26 protein-coding genes are annotated in these 23,787 nt (G+C 49.6%); 14 read left to right on the forward strand and 12 right to left on the reverse strand.

Annotated features, from left to right (window positions below):
* Positions 1–6: 6 nt before the first annotated feature.
* The 9 genes from BLQ17_RS05475 to ribD all read left to right on the forward strand — a co-directional run bounded on the left by BLQ17_RS05475 (position 7) and on the right by ribD (position 7,725).
* On the forward strand, positions 7–1,155 hold the full coding sequence (locus BLQ17_RS05475) for an acyl-CoA dehydrogenase family protein (protein WP_092220604.1): 1,149 nt from the start codon (positions 7–9) through the stop codon (positions 1,153–1,155).
* A gap of 51 nt (positions 1,156–1,206) precedes the next feature.
* Positions 1,207–1,989, forward strand: a complete 783-nt coding sequence (locus tag BLQ17_RS05480) for an electron transfer flavoprotein subunit beta/FixA family protein (protein ID WP_092220606.1) — start codon at positions 1,207–1,209, stop codon at positions 1,987–1,989.
* A 17-nt stretch (positions 1,990–2,006) separates the two neighbouring features.
* Entirely contained in the window at positions 2,007–3,194 is a 1,188-nt protein-coding gene (locus BLQ17_RS05485; protein WP_092220608.1) for an electron transfer flavoprotein subunit alpha, read from the forward strand.
* A 2-nt stretch (positions 3,195–3,196) separates the two neighbouring features.
* Positions 3,197–3,940, forward strand: a complete 744-nt coding sequence (fabG, locus tag BLQ17_RS05490) for a 3-oxoacyl-[acyl-carrier-protein] reductase (RefSeq protein ID WP_092220610.1) — start codon at positions 3,197–3,199, stop codon at positions 3,938–3,940.
* Positions 3,941–4,023: 83 nt separating this feature from the next.
* A complete protein-coding gene (acpP, locus tag BLQ17_RS05495) occupies positions 4,024–4,254 on the forward strand; it encodes an acyl carrier protein (protein ID WP_092220612.1) in 231 nt (76 codons plus the stop codon).
* An 81-nt stretch (positions 4,255–4,335) separates the two neighbouring features.
* Positions 4,336–5,577: a beta-ketoacyl-ACP synthase II gene (gene fabF, locus BLQ17_RS05500; RefSeq protein WP_092220614.1), complete on the forward strand. Its 1,242-nt coding sequence runs from the start codon at positions 4,336–4,338 to the stop codon at positions 5,575–5,577.
* An 18-nt stretch (positions 5,578–5,595) separates the two neighbouring features.
* Entirely contained in the window at positions 5,596–6,024 is a 429-nt protein-coding gene (rpiB, locus tag BLQ17_RS05505) for a ribose 5-phosphate isomerase B (protein WP_092220616.1), read from the forward strand.
* A gap of 131 nt (positions 6,025–6,155) precedes the next feature.
* Positions 6,156–6,632, forward strand: coding sequence for a transcriptional regulator NrdR (gene nrdR / locus BLQ17_RS05510; protein WP_092220618.1), 477 nt, complete (start codon positions 6,156–6,158; stop codon positions 6,630–6,632).
* Positions 6,616–7,725 carry a bifunctional diaminohydroxyphosphoribosylaminopyrimidine deaminase/5-amino-6-(5-phosphoribosylamino)uracil reductase RibD gene (ribD, locus tag BLQ17_RS05515; RefSeq protein ID WP_245695001.1) on the forward strand — a complete coding sequence of 370 codons (1,110 nt, stop codon included), beginning with the start codon at positions 6,616–6,618 and terminating at the stop codon, positions 7,723–7,725. The genes nrdR and ribD overlap by 17 nt, the downstream gene beginning before the upstream one ends.
* Before the next feature lie 20 nt (positions 7,726–7,745).
* On the opposite strand, the gene BLQ17_RS05520 is transcribed toward ribD, so the two are convergent.
* The 3 genes from BLQ17_RS05520 to BLQ17_RS05530 form a co-directional block, all read right to left on the reverse strand.
* Positions 7,746–8,687 (reverse strand): ParB/RepB/Spo0J family partition protein, encoded by a 942-nt coding sequence (locus tag BLQ17_RS05520; protein ID WP_092220620.1) that lies wholly within the window; start codon positions 8,685–8,687, stop codon positions 7,746–7,748.
* 172 nt (positions 8,688–8,859) lie between these two features.
* Positions 8,860–9,147: an integration host factor subunit alpha gene (locus tag BLQ17_RS05525; RefSeq protein ID WP_092220621.1), complete on the reverse strand. Its 288-nt coding sequence runs from the start codon at positions 9,145–9,147 to the stop codon at positions 8,860–8,862.
* A gap of 160 nt (positions 9,148–9,307) precedes the next feature.
* Positions 9,308–10,513 (reverse strand): type II secretion system F family protein, encoded by a 1,206-nt coding sequence (locus BLQ17_RS05530; RefSeq protein WP_092220622.1) that lies wholly within the window; start codon positions 10,511–10,513, stop codon positions 9,308–9,310.
* A 349-nt stretch (positions 10,514–10,862) separates the two neighbouring features.
* On the opposite strand from BLQ17_RS05530, the gene BLQ17_RS05535 reads away from it, so the two are divergent.
* Positions 10,863–11,108, forward strand: coding sequence for a PxxKW family cysteine-rich protein (locus tag BLQ17_RS05535; RefSeq protein WP_092220624.1), 246 nt, complete (start codon positions 10,863–10,865; stop codon positions 11,106–11,108).
* Between the two features lie 108 nt (positions 11,109–11,216).
* Here the strand turns inward: BLQ17_RS05535 and BLQ17_RS05540 are convergent, their stop codons facing one another.
* Positions 11,217–11,900, reverse strand: coding sequence for a YggS family pyridoxal phosphate-dependent enzyme (locus tag BLQ17_RS05540; RefSeq protein WP_092220626.1), 684 nt, complete (start codon positions 11,898–11,900; stop codon positions 11,217–11,219).
* A 6-nt stretch (positions 11,901–11,906) separates the two neighbouring features.
* A complete protein-coding gene (locus BLQ17_RS05545) occupies positions 11,907–12,680 on the reverse strand; it encodes a TatD family hydrolase (protein ID WP_245695002.1) in 774 nt (257 codons plus the stop codon).
* Between the two features lie 386 nt (positions 12,681–13,066).
* Between BLQ17_RS05545 and BLQ17_RS05550 the strand changes: the two genes are divergently transcribed.
* The 3 genes from BLQ17_RS05550 to BLQ17_RS05560 all read left to right on the forward strand — a co-directional run bounded on the left by BLQ17_RS05550 (position 13,067) and on the right by BLQ17_RS05560 (position 15,991).
* The gene (locus BLQ17_RS05550) at positions 13,067–13,465 is read left to right on the forward strand and encodes a roadblock/LC7 domain-containing protein (RefSeq protein WP_092220630.1); all 399 of its coding nucleotides are present in this window, start codon (positions 13,067–13,069) and stop codon (positions 13,463–13,465) included.
* Positions 13,466–13,547: 82 nt separating this feature from the next.
* Positions 13,548–14,153, forward strand: a complete 606-nt coding sequence (locus BLQ17_RS05555; RefSeq protein WP_092220632.1) for a GTP-binding protein — start codon at positions 13,548–13,550, stop codon at positions 14,151–14,153.
* A gap of 11 nt (positions 14,154–14,164) precedes the next feature.
* Positions 14,165–15,991 (forward strand): hypothetical protein, encoded by a 1,827-nt coding sequence (locus tag BLQ17_RS05560; protein ID WP_143005443.1) that lies wholly within the window; start codon positions 14,165–14,167, stop codon positions 15,989–15,991.
* Between the two features lie 9 nt (positions 15,992–16,000).
* On the opposite strand, the gene BLQ17_RS05565 is transcribed toward BLQ17_RS05560, so the two are convergent.
* From BLQ17_RS05565 to ilvB, 7 genes are all read right to left on the reverse strand, one after another.
* Positions 16,001–16,882: a cytochrome b N-terminal domain-containing protein gene (locus BLQ17_RS05565; RefSeq protein WP_092220636.1), complete on the reverse strand. Its 882-nt coding sequence runs from the start codon at positions 16,880–16,882 to the stop codon at positions 16,001–16,003.
* Positions 16,866–17,276, reverse strand: coding sequence for a Rieske (2Fe-2S) protein (locus tag BLQ17_RS05570; protein ID WP_176761101.1), 411 nt, complete (start codon positions 17,274–17,276; stop codon positions 16,866–16,868). The genes BLQ17_RS05565 and BLQ17_RS05570 overlap by 17 nt, the downstream gene beginning before the upstream one ends.
* 13 nt (positions 17,277–17,289) lie before the next feature.
* Positions 17,290–17,790: a pantetheine-phosphate adenylyltransferase gene (gene coaD, locus BLQ17_RS05575; protein ID WP_092220640.1), complete on the reverse strand. Its 501-nt coding sequence runs from the start codon at positions 17,788–17,790 to the stop codon at positions 17,290–17,292.
* A 74-nt stretch (positions 17,791–17,864) separates the two neighbouring features.
* Positions 17,865–18,452: a 16S rRNA (guanine(966)-N(2))-methyltransferase RsmD gene (rsmD, locus tag BLQ17_RS05580; protein WP_092220642.1), complete on the reverse strand. Its 588-nt coding sequence runs from the start codon at positions 18,450–18,452 to the stop codon at positions 17,865–17,867.
* 173 nt (positions 18,453–18,625) lie between these two features.
* Positions 18,626–19,273, reverse strand: coding sequence for a phosphatidylserine decarboxylase family protein (locus BLQ17_RS05585; protein WP_092220644.1), 648 nt, complete (start codon positions 19,271–19,273; stop codon positions 18,626–18,628).
* 20 nt (positions 19,274–19,293) lie between these two features.
* Positions 19,294–19,779, reverse strand: a complete 486-nt coding sequence (ilvN, locus tag BLQ17_RS05590; RefSeq protein ID WP_092220646.1) for an acetolactate synthase small subunit — start codon at positions 19,777–19,779, stop codon at positions 19,294–19,296.
* A 39-nt stretch (positions 19,780–19,818) separates the two neighbouring features.
* The gene (ilvB, locus tag BLQ17_RS05595) at positions 19,819–21,519 is read right to left on the reverse strand and encodes a biosynthetic-type acetolactate synthase large subunit (RefSeq protein ID WP_092220648.1); all 1,701 of its coding nucleotides are present in this window, start codon (positions 21,517–21,519) and stop codon (positions 19,819–19,821) included.
* 512 nt (positions 21,520–22,031) lie between these two features.
* Between ilvB and leuA the strand changes: the two genes are divergently transcribed.
* A complete protein-coding gene (gene leuA / locus BLQ17_RS05600) occupies positions 22,032–23,729 on the forward strand; it encodes a 2-isopropylmalate synthase (RefSeq protein WP_092220650.1) in 1,698 nt (565 codons plus the stop codon).
* Positions 23,730–23,787 lie beyond the last annotated feature (58 nt).

Here is a 23,787-nt window from a genome sequence, read left to right on the forward strand (position 1 = left end):
TATTTCATGGATTATTTTTTATCTGAAGAACAGCAGATGATCGTCGATATTGCAAGACAGATCACTGACGAGCGCATTATTCCGAATAGGGCAGAACTTGACGAAAAACATGAATTTCCCCGTGAAATTTTAAACGATATGGCCAAAGCCGATCTGTTTGGGGTGCCGATCCCGGAAGAATATGGAGGTTTTGGCGGCGGCTGTTTCGACATAGTTCTCACTGTGGAACAATTCGGCCGGGGCTGTATAGGAGTCGGGACCGCATTTGCGGCCAATTTTCTCGGAGTCTATCCGATAATACTTGCCGGTTCCAAAGAGATGAAAGAGAAATATCTGCCGGACGTTGCCGCAGGTAAAAAATTTGGCGCATTCGGTCTGACCGAGGCCAACGCCGGATCGGATGCTTCAGGCATAAAGACCACGGCGGTGCTCGACGGTGACGAATGGGTGCTTAACGGCACCAAGCAGTGGATCACCAACGGAGGCGAGGCGCAAATCTACTCTGTTGTGGCAATAACCGACCGAAGCCGGGGACCGCGGGGAGCATCTATATTCGTTGTCGAAGAAGGGGATCCCGGTTTCTCCTGTGGACCGAAGGAGAAGAAGATGGGAATCAGGGCGTCGTCGACCACCGAACTGATTTTCAAGGACTGCCGTATTCCCAAGGACAGGCTCGTTGGGCGCCAGGGGACTGGTTTTATAACTGTCATGAAGACTCTTGACCTGTCCCGGCCCGGAATTGCCGCCCTGGGAGTCGGTCTTGCCCAGGGGGCTCTTGACCAGGCGGCAGCGTATGCGAAACAGAGACAGCAGTTTGGCAAACCCATCATCGGTTTCCAGGCTGTTCAGCACATGCTTGCCGATATGGCGATAGGAATCGAATCCGCAAGGTCACTGGTTTACTCCTCAGCCAAGCATATTCAGGCCCATCCGAAAGATATGTCCAAGGTAAGCGCAATGTGCAAGGCTTATGCAACAGATGTGGCGATGAAGGTTACCACCGACGCCGTTCAGGTCATGGGCGGTTACGGATACATGTGTGAATACCCGGTTGAAAAGATGATGCGCGATGCCAAGATCCTGCAGATCTATGAAGGCACCAACCAGATCCAGCGCAATGTCATCGGCCAGGAGATCAATAAAGAATATTCCTGAAAAAATACGGAAAAACAACACTGGTTTTCCGGTTGAACATACAGGTTTTGAATGAAGATAATTGTATGCATAAAACAGGTTCCCGATACCAAGGACGTACGTCTGGACCCTGAAACCAACACCCTTGCACGGGAGGGAGTTGAGTCGATCATGAATCCTTACGATCAACACGCTCTTGAAGAGGCGGTTCGATTGAAGGAGCAGTACGGAGGGGAGGTTGTAGCGGTAACCATGGGCCCGCCCCAGGCCGAGGAGATGCTGCGACTGGCAGTGAGCTGCGGCGCGGACGATGTGGTCTTGGTCTCCGACCGGTCATTTGCCGGGGCCGATACCTGGGCAACCTCATACACTCTTGAGAAGGCATTGAAAAAAATAGGGGATTTCGACCTTATCCTCTGCGGCAAGCAGGCGATCGACGGCGATACCGCCCAGGTTGGGCCCGGTCTGGCCACGAGGCTGGATATTCCTTATATAACCTGTGTTCAGAAGATCCGGGAATTCACCGAAAACAAGCTGGTGCTCGAGAGGATGATGGATGACGGCTTCGATGTGGTCCGGGTGGAGTGTCCGTTGCTTGTCACGGTAGTAAAAGATATCAATGAGCCCAGGGTACCTTCTCTTAAAGGTAAGATGAGGGCCAAGAAGATCGATATAACCAAGCTGTCGGCTGATGATATCGGCGCAGACCCGGCCTGTATCGGTCTGCCTGGCTCCCCCACCAAGGTGGTGAAGGTGTTCGCCCCCGAACCACGGGGGGGACGCGCCGTTTTCGAGGGAAACCTTGATGAGCAGATTGACCAGCTGGTCGACAAACTAATGCCATATCTGTCCTAGATCGGAATATTGAGATTATGTTGAAAGTAAGTGAAGAGTTGTGCATCGGTTGTGGAATCTGTGAAGACAGTTGCCCGTTTGGTGCCATAGAAATAGAGGATGGTCTGGCCGTAGTCGGAGATAACTGTACTCTATGCGGAGCCTGTGTCGAAAGCTGCGAAGTCGGTGCCTTGTCGCTTGAGGTTATGGAGAAAACCGTCCAGCAGGATCTCTCAAGCTGGCAGGGGGTCTGGGTCTACTGTGAATTCAGGCGGGGGGAGCTGGCGCCGGTGGCGCTAGAACTTCTCGGCGCCGGACGACGGCTGGCTGACAAAAGAGGTGTGCCGCTTGGTGCAGTGCTTATCGGATACCAGACTGGTGATACCGCAGCACAGTTGATCGGACATGGGGCGGATACTGTTTTCGTGGTTGATTGTGAGCCCATGCAGGTTTTCCGCGAGGATGTCTACAGCAGGGTCCTGACCTCGCTGATACGGTCCCACAAGCCGGAAATCGTGCTTGCCGGTGCCACCGCCATCGGAAGATCATTTATCCCCGGAGTGGCTGTCAAACTCAATGCCGGTCTTACGGCAGACTGTACCGGGCTTGAGATACGTGAAGAAGACGGCGCGTTGTTGCAGACCCGGCCGGCGTTTGGCGGAAATATCATGGCGACGATCGTGTGTGAGGATTCACGGCCGCAGATGGCCACGGTGCGTCCCAAAGTTATGAAGGCTCTCGAGTTCGACAAGGCTAGAGACGGGGAGATTGTTCCGGTAGAGCCAGAACCAGATCAGATAACTAGCTGTATCGAGGTTGTTGAAGAGGTTGTCTCGGAAGAGGTAAGCGTTAATATCCAGGAGGCGGACGTTCTTATTTCCGGTGGTCGCGGTCTCGAAAGTGAAAAAGGTTTTGATCTGATCCGCGAACTCGCCAATGCAATGGGAGCCAAGGTGTCGGCGTCAAGAGCAGTGGTCGACGCCGGATGGATCCCCTATCCGCACCAGGTCGGCCAGACCGGAAAAACCGTGGCGCCGAAGCTCTACATCGCCTGCGGAATATCCGGAGCCATCCAGCACGTGGCCGGAATGCAGTCGGCGGAGACCGTGGTGGCAATTAACAGGGATGAAAACGCCACTATTTTTGACGTTGCCGATTACGGTATAGTGGGCGACCTTTTTGAAATCCTCCCTAAACTGATACGAAAAATCGAGGAGCGCCGGTAATTATGCGTCTGGACGGAAAAGTAGCTGTGGTGACCGGGGGCAGCAGGGGGATTGGCAGGGCAATATGCATAAGGCTGGCTTCAATGGGTGCTTTTGTCTATGTGAACTATGTCAGCCGCTCCGATGCAGCTGAAGAGGTTAAAAAAGAGATTGAAAAGCTAGGAGGGCAGGCTGAAATCATCGGTTTTGATGTGGCCGACGGTGATGCGGTGCAGCAGGCGTTCAAGGAGATAGTAAAAAAATCGGAGTCCATCGATATTCTGGTCAATAACGCCGGAATAACCAGAGACGGCCTGTTGGCGAGGATGAAGGAAAGTGACTGGGACTCTGTTTTAGATACCAATCTCAAAGGCGCTTTTTTCTGTTCCAAGGCTGCCTCCAGGACTATGATGAAAAAGAAGAGCGGCCGTATCGTCAATATTACCTCGGTATCGGGATTTGCCGGTAATTCCGGTCAGGCCAATTATTCCGCCGCCAAGGCAGGACTCGTCGGCTTCACCAAGGCGACGGCAAGAGAGTATGCGTCGAGGAATATAACGGTGAACTGCGTCGCCCCTGGGTATATCGAAACAGAGATGACCGATGCTCTGGGTGACGAGGTGCAGCAGCAGATTAAAAGTGAAATTCCGCTGGCTATTTTCGGACAGGCAGAAGACATTGCCGCAGCGGTAGCCTATCTTGTTTCAGAGGATGGGCGCTACGTAACCGGACAGACTCTGCATGTCAACGGTGGAATGTATATGTAGTACAGGTAGAAGAAGATAATTATCAATTGTAAGTATGTAGCAGTTTTAAAATTTGTAGTTAATGTCAAATAAGGAGATTTATCATGGCTATTCAAGATGAAATGATCGATATAATTGTTGAACAGTTAAGCGTTGACAAGGATAAAGTGGTACCTAACGCCTCTTTTGTCGATGATCTGGGAGCGGATTCTTTGGACCTCGTGGAGCTTATCATGGCGATGGAAGAGGGATTTGATATTGAAATTCCAGATGAAGATGCTGAGAGCATTGCAACCGTACAGGATGCAATTGACTACGTAAATAAGCATCAGTAAGCCTTTTGGCGTAAACAGCAGCAATTTTAATACCCAATTTTGCATCGCATGGCGAGGAAAACAGACTAAAGGAGCAGTATCGTGGAGCGAAGGGTAGTTGTTACCGGTGTAGGTCTTGTCACACCAGTTGGCATTGGTGTTGAGAAAAGCTGGAAAAATATATGTGCCGGTGTGAGCGGCATTGACTTCATCGAACGTTTCGATACCAGCGATTATGGAGTTAAAATTGCTGCTGAAATAAAAGACTTTCAGGCAGAAGATTTTTTCGACAAGAAAGAGGCGAAACATCTCGATCTTTTTGTGCAGTACGGGATGGCCGCAGCGCGTATGGCCATTGAGGACAGCGGTTTTACAATCGACGATGGGAACAGCGGTCGCGTAGGAGTTATTACCGGATGCGGCATGGGTGGACTGCCGACCATTGAAAAATATCACAAAGTCAGTCTGGACAGGGGGCCGAAAAAAATCACCCCGTTTTTTATTCCGATGGTGATTCCGAACATGCCATCGGGACATATTTCCATGGCTATCAAGAGCAAGGGACCAAACCTGTCATTGACTACGGCTTGCGCAGCCGGTACCCATGCGGTGGGCGAGGCATATCGCCATATCAAATACGGCATGTGTGATATGGTGGTGAGCGGCGGTACCGAGGCAGTTATCTGCGGCCTCGGGGTCGGGGGATTTTCCGCGATGAAGGCGCTGTCAACCAGAAATGATGACCCCAAGGGAGCGTCGAGACCTTTTGATAAAGATCGTGACGGGTTCGTGATGGGGGAAGGCTCCGGAATGCTCATTCTGGAGGAGTACCAGCACGCCGTGGACCGAGGAGCTCATATCTACGCGGAGATTTGCGGGTACGGTCTGAGTAGTGACGCCCATCATATTGCAGCTCCGCCGGAAGATGCCGAGGGTGGTGTCAGGGCCATGAGGATGGCGATCGAGGATTCCGGGCTTCCTCTTGACGGATTCGACTATATCAATGCTCACGGCACTTCGACCCCGCTCAACGACAGGTGTGAAACGCACGCTATCAAAACCGTATTCGGTGAGCTTGCCAAAAACATTGCGATCAGTTCCACCAAATCGATGACCGGACATCTGCTGGGGGCTGCGGGGGGAATAGAATCGGTCTTTCTGGCGCTGGCGGTCAACGACCAGATTGCCCCACCAACCATCAATCATAACGAACCCAGCGCTGAATGCGATCTGGATTATACGCCAAATGTAGCAAGAAAGATGGAGATACGTGCGGGACTGTCCAACTCGTTCGGTTTTGGCGGGACCAACGCTGTGGTTGCGATGAAGCGGGTTCAGGAATAAAGGGGGCACGGAAGATAGATGAAAATCGTTGTCGCAGCTGATCACGGCGGATACGAACTGAAACAGAAAATCAAGGCACATCTTGCGGACAAGGGTGTCGACTTGGTCGATGAGGGATGTTTTTCCGGCGAATCCGTGGACTATCCGGATTTTGCGAACAAGGCTGTTGCGAAGATCGTCGGAGGTGACTGTCAGAGAGGGGTTCTTATCTGCGGCACCGGCATCGGCATGTCGATAGTAGCCAACCGTAACATGGCCATCCGAGCCGCCCTGTGTCACGATGTCCATACCGCCAGAATGAGTCGTGAACATAACGACGCCAACGTACTTTGTCTCGGGGCGAGGATCCTCAGTGTTGATGACGCGCTTGCGATGGTCGACACCTGGCTTGAAACCGAATTCTCCGGTGGACGGCACCAGCGGCGGATTGAAAAGTTCAGCCGCTAGACAGGGCGTGACAGATTAATTTATAAATTCCTAAAGCCGGTTTTGCGCATCTGCAAAATCGGCTTTCAAGTTTTATGTTTCCGTTGTTGGCTTGCGCTTTGGTCTTTGCTGCCAAGGAAACAGGAGGTCCTATGAAATGTCCATACTGCGACCATCTCGATAATAAGGTCGTCGATTCCAGGCTCAACAAGGATGCCACGATTACCAGGAGAAGGAGGGAATGCCTGGCCTGTGAGCAGCGTTTCACCACCTATGAGCGATTGGAAGTTATGCTGCCAATGCTGGTGAAAAAGGATGGGCGCCGGGAAGCATGGGATCGCCACAAACTCATTGCCGGTCTGGAAAAGGCTTGTGAAAAAAGAAACGTCAGCAGGGACAAGATCGACGAGTTTGCCGACAATATAGAACATAAACTGCAGGATTATGGTGCCAAGGAGATTCCTTCCGGGGTTGTGGGCGAATGGGTCATGGAGGGCTTGCCGGGACTGGATGAAGTCGCCTATGTCCGGTTCGCCTCCGTGTACAGGCACTTTAAGGATGTTAATGAGTTCATGGATGAACTGAAGACCTTGCTCGATTCAAAGGACAATAATGAAGACGGCAAATGATGAACACTATATGCAGATGGCCGTGCAGGAGGCCCGGAAAGGTCAAGGGCGAACTTCGCCTAACCCCTGTGTTGGAGCCGTTATTGTCAAGAACGGCAAGCTGGTAAGCAAAGGATACCACAAAAAGGCCGGAACTCCCCATGCCGAAATAAACGCTATAACCGCATCCGGATCGGTGGATCTGGCCGGAGCGACCATATACGTGACTCTTGAGCCCTGCAGTCATACCGGCAGGACACCGCCGTGTTGCGAGGCGCTGGTCAGCGCCGGGTTTTCAAGGGTCGTTGTCGGGATGACTGACCCGAACCCCAGGGTAAACGGCAGAGGAATATCGTTTCTGCGGCGCCATGGAATTGCCGTGGATACTGGCCTACTTGAAAAGCGTTGCGTAGAACTCAACTATCCTTTTATAAAACATGTCACCCAAGGCACGCCCTGGATGATCATGAAGGCCGGAGTGAGTCTTGACGGCAGGTTGAATTACCAGGCAGGCAAGAGCGGTTGGATCACCGGGGAAGAATCAAAAAAAGAGGTGCACCGGCTGCGGGATGTCGTCGATGGTATAATGGTCGGCAGCGCAACGGCAATAATTGATAATCCGTCCCTTACCACCAGGCTGAACGACAAAAAAGGCAAGGATCCGGTACGAATAATTCTCGACTCGCATCTTGCAGTTCCGCTTTCATCAACCATTTTTAACCAGGAATCATCGGCGCCTGTGTGGCTGGTTTGCGGCAAAAATGTGTCCAACGAAAAAACAGCGAGGTTCAGAGATAAGAACATTGAGATAATCCAGGTCGATGGCGACGAAAATGGCCTTGACCTGAGACAGGTACTCACTGTCCTGGGCAAACGTGATATCTGCTCGGTACTGGTGGAAGGCGGGGCGCGTCTGCACGGGGCTTTTCTCAGAAAGCGATTGTACGATTACGCCCATCTCTTTTATGCGCCGCTTTTTGCAGGAGACAGGGGTGTTCCGCTGGTGTCCTCTTTTGAGGTGAAAGACCGCGAGAGCGCTCCAAGACTTGAGCATCCGCAAATGAAAAGACTGGGTGAGGATTTTATGGTAAGTGGAAAAATCCTCTATCCTTAACCTGACATGTTGTGGACGGATCAGGCGCTTTGCCGGTTTTTGAGATAGTCCTCACACTCCTTGAGGGTTGCAAACGTAATGGAAAGGGTCACCTCGTCTTTTTCAAAGGCCTGGCAATGGGCCAATGAGTGGGTTTTGGGGAGTGATAATTTCTTTACAGACAGGTTAAAATCTTCTTCGGCTTTTTTAAACGACGGTTTCAGGGACTGTTCAAGCACATCTGCAAGATGGGCAAATTTCTGTGGATTGTTGAGTTCGGGATGGTTGAGGATACCTGTTATCACAGGTTGGCGTACAAAATCACTTATGGTAATCCGGTTTTTGTAGGCGTTGTCCCTGACCAGGTGAAATAATCTTTTCTGTTTGGAGCCGCCGAGTTTGAGTGATTGAAATACCTTGACAAAAAACTCTTTTTCCCTGTTGTCCTGAAGCTGCAGCATCTCTCCGAGGATCTGGTCCTGGATGTCTCCACGATGGGCAGCAATAATCAGTGACTCATCCTGGTCGAGCAGGGCGGTCAGCATTTCATGGTAGGCTCTTTTCCTCATTATCTGCAGTTTATCGACAAACCGCGTTTCTATCTCGTCTTGGGAACAGTGGGAAGAGGCGATCTTAAGAAATCGGGCTTTTTCGGCAATTGTCAGGGGAAGTCCCGAATAGAGTTGGTCTTCCAGCACAATTTGCAATATCATTAACGGAGCCGTGGTTGCTTCTAGTACCAGACAGTTGATTGCGTCACCTGGAAGGTTTTTTGCGTAAGATATTCGCCTGTAACCGGTGACTGGGTGGAACCGGTTTTCATGTGTTTGAGCGGGGATAACTATCGGCGGGTTGAGTATGCCGACAGAACCAAATGATGCGGCAAGCTGTTCCGGCAGATGGGTAAGGGTCCACGGGTGAAGATTCCAGTCGGTTGTCAATACGATGGACTGCAGCGGGACACTTTTGAGCGCAAGATACATGTTAAAGTCCGGTGGTTTTGGGTGGCGATGGTTGGAGCAGAGAGTGGGGTCTAACCTGGCGCCTGAAACAGCAGTACCTTGGGGATAGTGCCACAAGACCCTGCTGTTTCAGGCTCAGCGTACAACTGGAGTTCTCTTCCTGTTGAAAATGAAAGGCTCTTAATGTTGATTGTTATGATTGGTTGATTTTATCACGCAGAATTCCCGATGGTTTAAAGGTGACCACCCGCCGCGCATCCAGGGTGAGTTCGTCGCCGGTCTGCGGATTTCTTCCCCTCCTGGCATTTTTATATTTAACGTTGAATTTACCGAACCCGCTCAACAGCAGATCTGAACCGCTTATCAGGGAATTCTTTGATATGCGGAGAAAAGCTTCCACCGAATCCGTCGCCTGGGCTTTCGTCAATCCTTCATGGTGCTTGTAGACCTGCTGTACCAGGTCAGCCTTGGTAAGAGTCATATGTTGTCCTCCTTAAATGTTTGTTGTTGCAGACTATCCGCTGATTAATCATATACTTTTGAAATATAATGTCAAATGTATATGAGCAAATGTCAGTACCAGTGATTATCGTTTTGCACTAGTAAATTGTAGCACTTGGTTGTTTGGTGATAAAGCTCTTTTACATGAGTGATCCAATTTGGAAAATCGGCAGATACATGGCAACCACGATGCCGCCGATCATGCCGCCGAGAAATACCATCATGAAGGGTTCTATCATCGCCGTTAGATTTTCAACCGCCTGATCCACCTCTTCGTCGTAAAAATCGGCTATTTTCTCCAGCATGGAGTCAAGGGCGCCAACCGACTCGCCGACGTTGATCATCTGGACCACCATGTTAGGGAAAACACCGGTTTCTTCTAGCGGATCGGCAATAGGGCGACCTTCAGAAATAGCGTCGCCGACCCGATAGACCGCTTCTTCAATGACTTTATTGCCGGAGGTCTTGGCTACCACCTGAAGAGCCTCAAGGATGGGGACACCGGCGCTGAGCATAGTGCTGAGGGTCCTGGTGAATTTTGCCACAGCGACTTTTCTAAGAAGCATACCTATGATTGGAGCCTGCAGGATTGCCCGGTCGATAAATTTTTGGCCCCTCTCGGTGCCATATATCCTCTTGACCGACAAGGCCAAGAGGAAAAACGCAATAATCAGGTAGAACCAGTAGGTCTTCACGATGTCGCTGGCGCTCACGACTATCAGCGTGGGCAGTGGAAGACTGCGCCCAAAGCTTTTAAACATTGAGTCGAACACGGGAACAACGAAGATCAGGATGACCGCCAGGATCAAGATGGAAATACAAAGCACCACCGTCGGATAGGTGAGAGCGCCTTTAATCTTCTTTTTCAAGGCCATGGCCTTTTCCATAAAAATGGCGAGCCGTGTCAGGATGGTGTCGAGGATTCCCCCGGTCTCTCCGGCCTCAATCATGTTGGTAAAGAGGTTGTCGAAAACCTTCGGCTGCTTTCGCATGGCGTCTGCCATGGTGGCCCCGGCCTCGACATCCTGGCGTATCTCTTTGAGTGACTTCTTGAATGTGGGGTTGCTCTGCTGCTTTTCGAGTATCTCGAGTCCCTGGACCAGGGGGAGTCCGGCATTGATCATGGTCGACAGTTGCCTGGTGAATACCACCAGGTCCTTGCCTGTGACCCTCGGCTGAAAGATGGGAATATTTTCCAGCAGATCCTTTGGCTTTTCCTTGATAACCGGATCGGTAATTCGAAAACGTTTAACCTGGGACAGGGCGGCGGCAAGGTCGACAGCCTCTACTTCTCCTTTGCGTTTTTCTCCGTAGGAGTTTTTTCCTTTCCAAATATATACAGGCATTTTATCTCCAGTAAGTCGCAGGGGACCGTAAGTATGTTGTATTAATATGGTTGGTGATGGTTGGGTAATTTTTTGGTAAATTTATTGTATATCATGAGGTTAGAGAATACAAGATAGTGCAGTGATCTTGCTATTTAAATCTTACTGGTAGCCAGGAAATGATGATGCGTAGTATCAGCCTGCACCCATTATAATAAATCTCTTGTTTAGTGTGAATGGTTTTGTTATACTGGAAAATTTAGAGCACATGCAGAGTGATTCTGTTGTGTGGATTCCCGGTAATGATTGCAAATGGCGCAGCAGAACATGAAGCGTCCTATATTTTTGATGGAGCGGAGGAAAAAAGAAAATGCAGAACAAGGCCACGGCAAACTATGGAGATGGTCGTTTTCAACCTGTTATAGAAAAGTGTGAGGGATGCGGGCGTATTGTAGAACAGGAAGGTGTTCAATATTGTAAAAGTTATCTCTACCCATCTGCCAAATGGAAGCTGGGGTTGTGTAATTTTGCAACACATGCCAAGCCTGAGATCAATGTCGTGACAGTAAGGATCAACCCACTTAAAGCGGCAAAACGGGCATCAAAGCGTAAATAAAATCTGCTGCCAGCAGGTTTGTCAGTCGATGAAAAAAGGGGGTGTGCTCACGGCATACCCCCTTTTTTCGTTGTCCCAGTGAACCGGCTTTTCGGCCGGCTCCCTTGCTCAGCGCTTACCGAAAATTGCGGTTCCTACCCTTACGATGGTTGCTCCCTCTTCTATGGCGATGTGAAAGTCACTCGACATTCCCATGGATAGTTCGATATACTCTCTGTCTCTGAAGAATCCCTGTTGCTTTAATTTTTCTGAAAAAAGTCTGAGATTACTGAAGTATGGTCTTGATCGTTCAGGTTCCTGTTCCAGGGGGGGCATGGTCATAAGCCCGCAAACTTCGAGCATTGGCAACTCTTCGAGCTGGCCAATCAGTTCGGCTGCCTGCTGTTCTGTTGTTCCGGCTTTTCTCGGGTCGTTGCCGATATTCACCTGGACCAGGATTTTTATCTTTTTTTGCAGTGTTGCCATGTGGTTGTTGATTTTTTTTCCCAGCTTGATGCGGTCAACGGTCTCTATCATGTCACAGGACTCTGCGGCAATCTTCGCCTTGTTGCTCTGCAGGTGGCCGATGAAATGTATCTTTACATCACTGGGAAGATCGCCGACTTTTTGCTGCAGCTCCTGTACGTAATTTTCCCCAAAAAGTTTTTGACCGGCGTTGCTCGCCTCAACAATCTTGTCAACCGGAAAACGCTTGGAAACTGCTACTAGTTTTATAGTGTTCGGGTCACGCCCCGCTTTTTGGGCACTGGTCTCTATTGTCTGTTTTATTTTGTCAATGTTTTCTGCAATCATCGCTTATCAGTTCCTGAGGTTAAACAGTTTGTAGGCATTGTCGGTAGTTACCCTGGCAATTCTATCGGTAGTTGTGTTCCTTAATTCCGCCACCCTGGCTGCGGTGTAGCCGACATAGGCGGGTTCGTTTCTCTTGCCCCGGAATGGGGTTGGCGCAAGAAAAGGGCCGTCTGTCTCCAGCACCATTTTGGACAGGGGAATGGTGGCGGCGACTTCCATCAGCTTTTTTGCGTTCTTGAATGTTACTATACCGGGAATCGAAATCAACATTCCAAGGTCCATGATTTTTTTTGCCATATGGCAGTCGCCGCTGAAGCAGTGCATTATTCCACCGGCCTCAAGTGGGGCTGCTCGTTTGAGGATGTCGAGGGTGTCGTGGTCCGCTTCCCTGTTGTGAATGATTACCGGAAGCTTCAGCCGGGCTGCAAGCTCGAGCTGTTTTTCAAAGTGTTCGCGCTGTACTTCAGGTGGGGAGTGTTGTTTTACGTAATCAAGGCCAATCTCGCCATAACCAACTATATGGGTACGGTTGGCAGTGTACAGTTGTTCGAGCTTTTGATAGGTCTCATCGGTCATATTTGCAACATCATGGGGATGTGTGCCTATGGCAGCTGTTATCTGTTTATAGCTTTGCGCAAGTTGTACCGCTCGTTTTGAGCTGGAGAGATCAATGCCAATGGTTATGATGTTTTTTACATGGCATTGTTTTGCTCTTTTCAGTACGCCGGCAAAATCATCCTGGTAGCCATCCATATCGAGGTGGCAATGGGTGTCGACCAAAAATGTATCTGGAGCAAGGTCTGGGATGCAAAGTTCTGTGTTTTTCATCGGTTTTAAATATTGGGTTTTGTCAATTAATTGCTTTTGTACCCAAAGAAAAAGCTGGTGCGGGGGGCCCGATTGACGGGGTTTGCCCAACCGTTGCCGTGCTGAGTGAGCATCCCGGGGAGGTAAAAACAATTGGCAGTCGTAGCGGGATCAGATTGTTATAGAAGAAAAAAAATAAACCTTCATATCAACTTTAATCTATCGTATAGTGTTACCATTAGTGAAAATGGTCTCGCATCAAAGTAATCATATGTAATATATACTGCATAATTTAAAATTTAACATATGTTTCGGGTTAATAATATTGCAGCAGCCAACTTTACAGTGAGGTTTGTGGAATGAACTACGGGATTGTCAGCCAGGAGCAACTCGAACAGATTAATGAGATACTGACTGAAAAGCTGATCAAGATCGGCGTCGAGTGTGTCATTATGATAGACATGGCTGGGAACATAATAACTACAAAAGATAATGGCGCAAGTAATTATGATGTTTATTCATTTGCCGCCCTTGCCGCAGGGAATTTTGCAACGGTGGATGCCATGGCAAAACTCGTCGGCGAACAAGAATTCTCATTATTGTTTCATAAAGGGGAGGAGTGCAATATTCATTTCAGCAAGATCGATGACGAATTATTGCTGATCTCGATATTCGGCAAGGATATTTCCCTTGGGTATCTCAGGCTCAATGTTGTTGATGCCATAGACAAAATAAATAATTTCTGGGATAAGGAATAATTTTCGGTTTGGTTGTCCGGGATGAGGGATCAGTCTTGAATCCCATTGATATCCTTAACGGCGAGCAACAGGGAGATAAACGTTGAGTTTTATCAACTTAAAAGAAAAAGTTGTTCAGGTGAAAATAGTCTATTACGGCCCGGGGATGTGCGGAAAAACCACGAACCTCGAGTATGTCAATAGAGCGTATCGAAAGCAGATTGCTTCAGAGATGGTGAGCCTGAAGACCCATGGCGACAGGACGCTGTTTTTTGACTTCCTCCCCTTTGATATCGGCAAGATCAAAGGCTACAATATAAAGATTCAACTTTATACGGTACCAGGACAGGTAAAATACAACGCAACCCGTAAATTGGTTCTCAGGGGGGTTGACGGAATTGTTTTTGTCGCGGATTCGATGGAGAAGCAGCGGGCAAAAAATATACGTTCCCTGAACCAGCTTCATGAAAATCTGCTCACCTATAATGAAAGTATTTTTAAGCTGCCTCTGGTGATGCAGTACAATAAAATAGATCTCAAAGAACACGGGATACCTGTTCTGCCTACCTCGGTACTGCAGCAGGATCTGAACAGTCGCCTTAAAGTTCCGTATTTTGAAGCGAGCGCAATTACCGGATATAACGTGGCTGCAACGTTGAAGAAAATAATCTCTTCTACTGTTATCTCAATTCAGAAAAAACTACTCTAGAGAGCATTGTGGTGGAACAGCAAACTGGAAATCAATACGATGATGATCTGACAATTGATACAGAGGAGTATGATGACTCTTATTATAGCGGAAGTGAAAATTTGTTCGATTATGTGGCAGACGAAGATCTGCCTATTACCAGGTTAAAGAGTCTGGTGCTTTCTATCGACTGGGAAATTACCGATGATATCCTGCTGGAGTTCAACGAAGAACTGATTGGGTTGAAGGAATACTGGGCCGACAGCAGGATAAATCTCATCTATCTTCAGGCGCTGGAAAAAATAAGCAAGTATATTTACACTAAAAAAGCCGATGCACATCCCAGTGCAATCAAACTGCTCCTCACCCTCTACCAGAATCTTGAAAAAATAGTCCTGGAAACCTCCTGGAGCGACGAGCAGAAAAAGGAATTGCTCTATGAAGATGTAAGGAGGTTTGAACAGCTGAAAGCGCACATAAAGAATGAGGCAATGAAGGAGTCGAATGGTTCGGCTAGAGACCGGGGTGGCAACGAGGACCGGAAAAGAACCGCTAAAAAGCAACTGTTAAAGCTCAAATCCATTGTCTTGGGAATTGATTGGGAGATTACCGACGAAGACCTGAGCGGGCTTCGCCATGAAGTTCAAAGGCTCGATGGTGAACTGGGCCAAAGCAGACCGAAAAAAATTCTGCTCCAGGGGATCGGATCTCTGGGAGCGTATATTGACCAGAAAAAGTCCAACGCTCACCCGGAAGCCTTCAAGGTTCTGCATATTTTTTACTCAGCCTTGGAAGCGATGGTGGTCGGCAACCTCAGTCTGGAGGAAGAAAAGGAGATACTCTTTCCGGCTGTTACAAAATTCAACGCTTTCAAGACAGTGCTTGAGGAAGCTGCTGCCAGTGCGAAAAGCGACCAGACAAAGGTCGATGGGGGAGAAGATTCAGGAACTGCTCCAGAATATCAAAATGAAGACGATGAAGATGGTGAAATCAGACCTGCTTTTGCCGATATTCCTGAAGACGAAATTCACGGTTTCCAGGCTCAAGAGGAGGCTGAGTCCCTTGGCTTTGCCAGTCCTGACGATGTCGTCTCTCATGTTGGAACGTTCTTTGCCGACGAAGACCTGCAGGAAGATATGCTGCCTGAAACTGCCGGAAAAGAAGGCGCGGTCCTCCCTGAAGGTGATGCCGGCTTAGAGCGTGGATTTGACGTACCCCGCGACGTGGCGTTACAGGGCGTGGATGTCGAATCGGATGCGGACGATGAACTCGATGAGCCCGCTTTGCCAGAACTCGACGGAGACTATGCGCCTGCTCTTTGCGATGAAGAAGGGGATGTTACAAGCGACTGGGCCTTTGCCGATGATTCGTCCGGAGAGGAAGTTTCAGGGGATGAAGTGGATGGAACCGTTGAACGGTTTTTTAGTGATGAAGGGGAGAAACAGCAAAATGCGCCTGATGAAGACGGTGTCGGCCCGGATAACGCAATAGTTTTCACCCTGGTAGATCAGGACGTCGACTACCGAAGCGAATTGCGTCTCGGGGTCGGTGAGATGGTGCAGAACCAGAGCAGCGCTGAGGTTGCCAGGATAAACAGCGTAATTGAACGTCTTGAGAAGATATGGTCGGAAAGCGCTGTTGAAAAAACATTTCTTGAGTTGCACACTGTACTGCTTGATCATATCAAGAAGTTTCAGGCAAACGCCGATCCGGATGTTTTTGAACTGTTACAGTCTGTCAATATGTCACTGGACAGCGCGGCTCTGGTCAGCGTACAGAAAAAACATGAACTGCTCTACTCTTCAATTAAGAACGTGCTGAAATGGCAGCAAAAGTTTGTGGAAGAACGGGTTCTTTGAGCCTTTCACTTATCGCATCCAGGCTGCTGCCGAGAAGATTCCGTAAATAAAAAGCCACCCCCAGACGATTCGGAGGTAAAATCTGCTGTTGCGGTTGTCGGGATGGCTGGCGGCAAGAGCCGCCAGGAAGATGGCCGGTGTGGCCACCCCGGCAAGAAAAGGATGGAGATACCTGAGCAGCTCCTGCAGGCCCAGGAAAAACCATGGACCGGCGATATAGGTAATACCAAGAGATTCCGGGTCCATCGGCGCGGGAAACAGTGCGCAATAAAAGAGGACGAAGCAGATCAGCGGCAGGTGCTTTTCAGCTTTTACCCGGTACAATCTCAGGTGTTTCCAGAGCAGCATCAGCAGGGCGATATCCAGGCCTATGACGTGGTGAACGTAAACCCGTTGCAGGCCATTGTCTGACAAAGAGAAGAGAAAACTGTTCAATATCGGACCTGCCAGGGGAATGGTGCGCATGATACCTTCGGCTATATTTCCAGCTGCATAGCCGGTAATGTCGCCTCGAAGAATATATCCGGTGAAGAGCAGCAGTACAATGACAACCAGGCTGATTATGAGCTTGAGCCATTCGGTTGTTTCGTATCTCGTGGTCCTGGAATAGACCGCCAGCAGGTGGATGCAGCTGAGGAAGAAAAAGAGCTGGCTCGAATAAAAATGAAGGGACCTGAAGAACTCTCCGAATGGAACCAGAAGATCTATGGCCGCCGTGGAATAAAACGGCTCGGTCCAGTCGTATTGCAACCCCACAATGATTCCGGAAAAAAGAGATATATAGAGAGCCATTAAAGCCCAGGCCCCCCAAGACGCGTCTCTGGCATTATTGAGCCAATCTCTTTTTACCAGAGTGACAGGCCTTACGAACGGATTACGTCGTGACCACATAGCCCGGCTCGTTATCCTTTTTTTCGACGGGCAAAAGTGCAAGAGGTGTCTTGGCGGGTCCCCGCGTGACAGTTCCGTCGCTGGCGTTGAACTGACTTTGATGACAGGGGCATTCGATTATTTCCCTGTTTTCGTGGTAGTTCACCCTGCAGCCCAGGTGGGTGCACTTGCGTGAAAGCGCCCAACGTCTGGTGCCATTGTCAAAGAGAATGAAATCTTCCGCTACGATATAGCCCGACGCCGGCACCTCTTTGTTTACCTCTACGTAGGTTGGTTTTCTGGGTACCCTGTAGCCGATAAATCTGAACAGAGGATAAGCGAACGCCAGGGCGGTGGAGAATAAAAAAAATGCCCTGCGGCTCAAAAGGTATCCTGTGTCACGAAAAACGTTCATGTCCTGTCGATGATTATCTAAACCGTTCAAGCAAAGCCCGGTTGACATGGGGCGGTACAAGATCGCTCACGTCGCCACCGTTTCGTGCGGCATCTTTAATGATTGTCGAACTTATATATATCCAGCGAAATCCCGGCATGAGGAAAACGGATTCCACTTCCCTTTGAAGTTTTCTGTTCATCAGGGCGAGCTGGAATTCGTAGTCGAAATCGGAAACGGCCCGGATACCACGGACAATTGCCTTGGCGTTTTGTCTATAGGCATAATCAACGGAAAGACCGGATACTGAATCCACCTGAACCTTTGGGTTGTCGACAAAAGTCTCTTTGATCATTTGTATACGTTCATCAAGGCCGAAAACGGGATCCTTGCTGATATTTACCGCTACTGCCACAATGACTCGGTCAAAGAGATTGAGCGCACGGTTGATAATATCCACGTGACCCATGGTGATCGGGTCAAATGTGCCAGGATAGATGGCCAGCGTGGATTCCTGCTTGTTGTCTGTCCCCATTAGAAAGGCTCCTTAACTATTGTGGTGTGGCCGGAAGTACCCAGACTGACAATGATACGTCCTGCCTCTGTGTTTCACTTGGTTGCGACGTGATAAAAGAAAAAACCGACCTCCCCATAACTTCTCTTGTCATAAAAAACAAGTTTTTCAGGAGGGGCCGGAAAAGAATAACCGGATCGTTCTTCCAAAATAAGTATCCCGGTTGGTTTCAGTAAATTTTCCCGTGCGACAATGTCAAGTACAGTTTCACCGATCCCGGTACCGTAAGGCGGATCGGCAAAGATCAGGTCAAAACCTTTGTGGGTGGTGTCTTCGGGTAACACCTTTTTTAAAAACTTTAATGTCAGATCGTGCTTGATAACCTTCACCTCACCGTGAGGGTGGGCGCCTTTGAGGCAGCTGAGAACATTTTTTTTTATCAGCTGCAGGGCGAGGCTGGTGTGGTCGATCATTATCACAGATCGTGCGTTGCGGCTAAGCGCCTCCAGGCCGACGGCACCGGTGCCGGAGCAGAGATCAAGAACGGCGGCGCCGACGATTTTGCTGCCGATGATGCTGAAAAGGGCTTCTCTTGCCCGGTCCGAGGTGGGGCGTATGGTTTTATTTTTACCGGGCGGTGCCGCAAGACGCATCCCCCTGGCAAACCCGCTTATTATTCGCATTGGCGTTCAGGTCGTAAAAAAGATTCAAAAAACCATGCCAACCGGATTCCCTGTGGTGAGCATTGTATCGCAAAGAAAAAGTAGCAGATCTGTTGGTGCCACCACAGCGCTTGATAGTGCCTTGTCTGCAGGGACACGGCGTGTCGCTGACAGTACCCCTCGAGACCGGAAACTTATTTTTTCAGCACCCCTATCACCGTCTCCCCGGCACGAACTTTATCGCCGACTGCAACTTGTATTGCGGTGTCCGCCGGCAGATAGAGATCGACCCGGGAACCGAACCGGATAAGCCCGAAGCGGCGTCCCTTTACAATTACATCACCCGGTTCGAGCCAGCAGACTATACGCCGTGCAATGAGACCGGCAATTTGCACGAAGGCCAGTTTCTGTCCGGCGGAGGTCGTGATCACTGTCCCGCAGTACTCGTTTTCCAACCCTCCTTTAGGGCTGTCCGCCGAGTAAAATTTCCCAGGGCGGTAGAGCACGCTTTCCACTTTTCCGTCAAATGGTATTCTGTTGACGTGAACGTTGAAAACATTCATGAAAATAGAAATCTTGCAGACACGATGTTTGGTGAAGACCGCATCTTCAGTCTCTTCGACACTAATTACCTTGCCGTCTGCTGGAGAAACCAGGGCATCGTCATCCGGCGGAACAAAACGCTCGGGGTCACGAAAAAACGCTAACACGAAAAGTGACACTAAAAACGCGATGGCGGTAAGCACCGGGTAGCCACAAACAGCAAGCAACAGGGTGATAAAGGCTGCCAGGCCAATAAAAGGATAGCCCTCTCGGGCGACGGGCACTTGTGGTGTGAGCATATGACCGTTTTGGCTGAATATTATTTTGTTTTACTGGCGCGCGCCATGGCGATGGTGCCGGTACGGACAATCTCTTTAATGCCGATCGGTCTGAGAATGTCGATAACCGCCTGGATCTTTGATGCGGGGCCGGTCACTTCAACGGCATAGCTTCTGGCGCTGACGTCAATCACCTTGCCCCTGAAGATGTCTATGATCCGCAGCACCTCGGCGCGGGTATGGGATTCGGCTTTGACCCTGATCAGCACCATCTCCCGCTCAACATATTCTTTACCGGCGATATCGGTTACTTTGATTACGTCTATCAGTTTATGCAGTTGCTTGGTGATCTGCTCGATAATAGCGTCGTCTCCCCTGGAAACAACGGTGAGGCATGACACCCCGGGTTCAAGAGTTTCGGCGACACAGAGACTTTCGATGTTAAACCCCCTCCCGCTGAAGAGGCCGGTCACCCTTGAGAGCACTCCGGGTTTGTTTTGCAGCAGTACAGAAATAGTATGTTTCATCTTAAAGATCCTGATAATAATAGATTTGATAGCAGAAGACTAAACAAGCAACATTTCTGTAGTCGCTTTACCCGCCGGGACCATGGGGTAGACGTCTTCTTCTCTTTCTATCTTGAAATCCATCAGTACGATGTTGTCTGTCGCCAGTGCTTCCTGTATAACCGGCTCAACCTCGTCTTTGGTTGTTGCCCGGAGACCTACCGCACCGTATGCTTTTGCCAGATCCACGAAATCCGGTGTCACATTCATGGTGGTTGAGGCGTATCTCTTGTTGTAGAAAAGCTCCTGCCACTGGCGGACCATTCCGAGAAAGCCGTTGTTGAGAATGGCGACTTTAACCGGACAATTATACTGTTTGGCGGTTGCCAACTCCTGGATGTTCATCTGGATCGAACCATCACCGGCAACGTCAATGACCATCTTGCCCGGAAACGCCATCTGTGCGCCAATTGCCGCCGGAAGTCCGAATCCCATGGTGCCCAGTCCGCCGGAGGTGACGAAATGACGCGGATGCGCAAATTTATAAAACTGTGCCGCCCACATCTGGTTCTGGCCGACTTCCGTTGTGATGATGGCCTCTCCCCCGGTATGTTTATGGAGCATTTCAATCACGTACTGGGGTTTTATTATGGAATCATTTTCCTTGTAACAGAGGGGATGTTTTGACATCCATTCGCGGATGGTTTCGCGCCACGGCCAGTTCCGGTCAGGTTCTTCATCGAAATTGATACCACTGTTTTCGTCAAGCCACTTGTTGATGGCCGTCAGAGCCATTTTGCAGTCGGCTACTATAGGAACGTGGACTTTGACATTTTTACTGATTGAGGTGGGATCTATATCAATGTGGATAATCTTCGCATACTTTGCAAAATCATCGAGTTTTCCGGTCACCCGGTCATCAAATCTGGCGCCGACCGCAATAAGGAGATCGCATTTGGCAACCGCCATGTTGGCGGCAAAGGTGCCGTGCATACCCAGCATGCCCATTGACAGTTCAGCGTCGCCGGGGTAGGCGCCGAGACCCATGAGGGTCATGGTCACCGGAATTTTCAACTTGGTTGCAAGTTCTGTCAGCTCCTTGCTGGCGTTTGACGAGATGACACCGCCGCCGACATAGAGCACCGGATTCTTGGCGGCGATCATTTTCTTACATGCTTTTTGTACCTGGAACGGATGCGGGTTGTAGTTTGGCTGATAGCTCTGCAAAGAAACAGGTCTTTGCGGGGGATAGAGCATTTCGCCGGACATGAGATCTTTGGGCAGGTCTACGAGAACAGGTCCCGGACGACCGGATTTGGCGATATGGAACGCTTCCCGCAAGGTAGGCACCAGGTCTTCAATTTTGTTGACGAGATAGTTGTGCTTGGTGCAGGGTCTGCTGATCCCGACAATATCCACTTCCTGGAAAGCATCGTTGCCTATAAGAACCCGTGGTACCTGTCCTGTCAGGACAACCAGCGGGATAGAGTCCATGTATGCCGTGGCAATGCCGGTAACGCCGTTGGTTGCCCCCGGCCCGGAAGTGAGCAGGGCCACTCCCACTTTTCCGGTCACCCTGGCCATGCCGTCGGCAGCATGCACCGCCCCCTGTTCGTGACGAACCAGGACGTGGTTGATTTCAGAACCCATCAGGGCATCGTAGAGATCGATAACAGCTCCCCCGGGATATCCGAATATGGTTTTAACTCCCTGCTCGAGAAGACAATTGACTATTGCTTGGGCTCCGGTAATTTTACCCATCAGACCATTTCCTTGTTACTGATAATTGTTTGTCATTTGAAAAAAATGCTTGGTGCATCAATAAATTTTAAGCAAGAGCAAAATATATCTGTCGAACCTGTTTCTGTCAACCGGCAAAGAACCGTAGGTTACTTCAATTTCGCTGTCGACAGTGGTGCGTCCATCAATCTTTGGTCAGGCGGTGAAAGATGCCCTTTGAATACGCCAAGAGCTGAAAAACAATAGCTGTTTTTTCACAAATGCAGGGGGATGGCAGAAAATCAGCTTGACAAGAATTCAACAAGATGTAAATCTTAATCGTACGAATCAGGTTACAGACAATAAAAAACAAAATGTTAATTATAAACTCGCTACTATCTCTTCTCCTAAGTGACTCGTTAACCCGTTCCGTGGTTAATGCGGAGGAGTTGTAGTCTGCGCTAAGCTGGCAAAATTATTCCCCCGAGGCCACGGTTGAAAAACCGTGGCCTTTTTTTTTGACCGATTTATCTGTCGTAAAACAAGGAGATGCGATGAAACAGAAATATATCAACAAATATCGTCCCTATCCTGCGGTAGTCATGCCACAGAGAAGCTGGCCGGACAAAAGGATAGAAAAGGCTCCGACCTGGTGCAGCGTAGACTTGCGTGACGGCAACCAGGCGTTGATTCAGCCAATGAATCTTGAGAAAAAACTTGAAATGTTTCGTCTCATCACCGGTATGGGATTTAAGGAAATAGAGGTCGGTTTTCCTTCAGCTTCGGAGGTGGAGTATGAGTTTACCAGGGTGCTTATAGAACAGAACCTCATCCCGGAGGACGTGGTAATACAGGTTCTCACCCAGGCACGGGAGCATCTCATCCATAAAACGTTTGAATCGATAAAAGGTGCCAGGGAAGTTATCGTTCATCTGTACAACTCAACCTCTGTTCTTCAGCGCAGAACTGTTTTCCGCATGAACCGACGGGAGATTGTCGAGCTTGCCGTCAAGGGGGCGCAACTTCTCAAGGAGGAAGAAAAAAAATATCCTGAAACCCGATTTCGTTATGAATACTCTCCTGAAAGTTTTACCGGCACCGAGCTCGAATTTGCCCTTGAGGTCTGCGAGAGGGTGATGGAGGTCCTGCAGCCGACCAAAGAAAACAGGTTGATTATCAATCTTCCGGCAACGGTTGAGCTTGCCACCCCCAACATCTATGCCGATCAGATAGAATGGTTCTGTCGCAACATGACCGATCGCGAGTCGGCAATAATCAGCCTGCACACCCACAATGACCGGGGGTGCGCGGTGGCGGCAACGGAATTGGCGTTGATGGCAGGCGGAGAACGGGTCGAAGGGACCCTGTTCGGTAACGGGGAAAGAACCGGTAATGTCGATATAGTCACCCTGGCGCTGAATATGTTTACCCAGGGAGTCGACCCTGAACTCGACCTCTCTGATATAAACAAACTGATCGACGTTTACGAGCGCATATGCCGTCTGCCGGTCCACCCTCGTCATCCGTATGCCGGGGAACTTGTATATACTGCTTTTTCCGGGTCCCATCAAGATGCAATAAACAAGGGGATGCAGGCTTATCAGGATGGCGACTCAGGACGTTGGGCGGTTCCTTACCTGCCAATAGATCCGTCCGACGTCGGTCGGACCTACGAGTCGATTATCAGAATCAACAGTCAGTCAGGTAAGGGCGGGGTGGCGTATGTCATGGATAAGGATTTCGGCTTCAAGCTGCCCAAGTCGATGCATCCGGAATTTGGCAATGTGATTCAGCGGGTGACCGACAAAGAGGGCAGGGAGCTGCAGCGCAGAGAAATCTTCAAGACGTTTGAACAGGAATATCTCAAAATCGACACCCCATATAAACTGAAAGGCTTTCATGTCGCCAAGCGGCATATCAGTGCCGAGATCCCAGAATCAAGGGCGGAGATTGAAGCAACGTTATCGATAGACGGCAGGGACGTTGAGATCTTTGCCAAAGGTAATGGTCCCCTTGACGCCTTCTGCACCGCCTTGAAGGAAAATATCACGGGTGATTTTCGGCTGACCAGCTACCATGAGCATGCCCTTGAAGGAGGATCCAGCGCCAACGCCGCCGCCTATATTGAAATAAGGTATCCCGACGGGCTGAAGGCTTGGGGAATAGGTGTTGATACCGACATTATTGTCGCGTCAATAAAAGCTGTGCTGAGCAGTTTGAATCGTCATAGTAACCTGAAACCGAGGAAGTGACATCTTCTCGTATCCCTCCCGGTTCATTACCGTTGGCGGACGGTGGATCGGGAGGGGG

It is taken from the genome of Desulforhopalus singaporensis (assembly GCF_900104445.1).
Taxonomy (GTDB): Bacteria; Desulfobacterota; Desulfobulbia; order Desulfobulbales; family Desulfocapsaceae; genus Desulforhopalus_A; species Desulforhopalus_A singaporensis.

Coding starts and splice junctions, on each gene's coding strand:
- BLQ17_RS05475 (WP_092220604.1), top strand. CDS start 7: ATGGATTATTTTTTATCTGAAGAACAGCAGATGATCGTCGATATTGCA.
- BLQ17_RS05480 (WP_092220606.1), top strand. CDS start 1,207: ATGAAGATAATTGTATGCATAAAACAGGTTCCCGATACCAAGGACGTA.
- BLQ17_RS05485 (WP_092220608.1), top strand. CDS start 2,007: ATGTTGAAAGTAAGTGAAGAGTTGTGCATCGGTTGTGGAATCTGTGAA.
- fabG (WP_092220610.1), top strand. CDS start 3,197: ATGCGTCTGGACGGAAAAGTAGCTGTGGTGACCGGGGGCAGCAGGGGG.
- acpP (WP_092220612.1), top strand. CDS start 4,024: ATGGCTATTCAAGATGAAATGATCGATATAATTGTTGAACAGTTAAGC.
- rpiB (WP_092220616.1), top strand. CDS start 5,596: ATGAAAATCGTTGTCGCAGCTGATCACGGCGGATACGAACTGAAACAG.
- nrdR (WP_092220618.1), top strand. CDS start 6,156: ATGAAATGTCCATACTGCGACCATCTCGATAATAAGGTCGTCGATTCC.
- ribD (WP_245695001.1), top strand. CDS start 6,616: ATGAAGACGGCAAATGATGAACACTATATGCAGATGGCCGTGCAGGAG.
- BLQ17_RS05520 (WP_092220620.1), bottom strand. CDS start 8,687: ATGTATCTTGCGCTCAAAAGTGTCCCGCTGCAGTCCATCGTATTGACA.
- BLQ17_RS05525 (WP_092220621.1), bottom strand. CDS start 9,147: ATGACTCTTACCAAGGCTGACCTGGTACAGCAGGTCTACAAGCACCAT.
- BLQ17_RS05530 (WP_092220622.1), bottom strand. CDS start 10,513: ATGCCTGTATATATTTGGAAAGGAAAAAACTCCTACGGAGAAAAACGC.
- BLQ17_RS05535 (WP_092220624.1), top strand. CDS start 10,863: ATGCAGAACAAGGCCACGGCAAACTATGGAGATGGTCGTTTTCAACCT.
- BLQ17_RS05540 (WP_092220626.1), bottom strand. CDS start 11,900: ATGATTGCAGAAAACATTGACAAAATAAAACAGACAATAGAGACCAGT.
- BLQ17_RS05550 (WP_092220630.1), top strand. CDS start 13,067: ATGAACTACGGGATTGTCAGCCAGGAGCAACTCGAACAGATTAATGAG.
- BLQ17_RS05565 (WP_092220636.1), bottom strand. CDS start 16,882: ATGTGGTCACGACGTAATCCGTTCGTAAGGCCTGTCACTCTGGTAAAA.
- BLQ17_RS05570 (WP_176761101.1), bottom strand. CDS start 17,276: ATGAACGTTTTTCGTGACACAGGATACCTTTTGAGCCGCAGGGCATTT.
- coaD (WP_092220640.1), bottom strand. CDS start 17,790: ATGGGGACAGACAACAAGCAGGAATCCACGCTGGCCATCTATCCTGGC.
- rsmD (WP_092220642.1), bottom strand. CDS start 18,452: ATGCGAATAATAAGCGGGTTTGCCAGGGGGATGCGTCTTGCGGCACCG.
- BLQ17_RS05585 (WP_092220644.1), bottom strand. CDS start 19,273: ATGCTCACACCACAAGTGCCCGTCGCCCGAGAGGGCTATCCTTTTATT.
- ilvN (WP_092220646.1), bottom strand. CDS start 19,779: ATGAAACATACTATTTCTGTACTGCTGCAAAACAAACCCGGAGTGCTC.
- ilvB (WP_092220648.1), bottom strand. CDS start 21,519: ATGGGTAAAATTACCGGAGCCCAAGCAATAGTCAATTGTCTTCTCGAG.
- leuA (WP_092220650.1), top strand. CDS start 22,032: ATGAAACAGAAATATATCAACAAATATCGTCCCTATCCTGCGGTAGTC.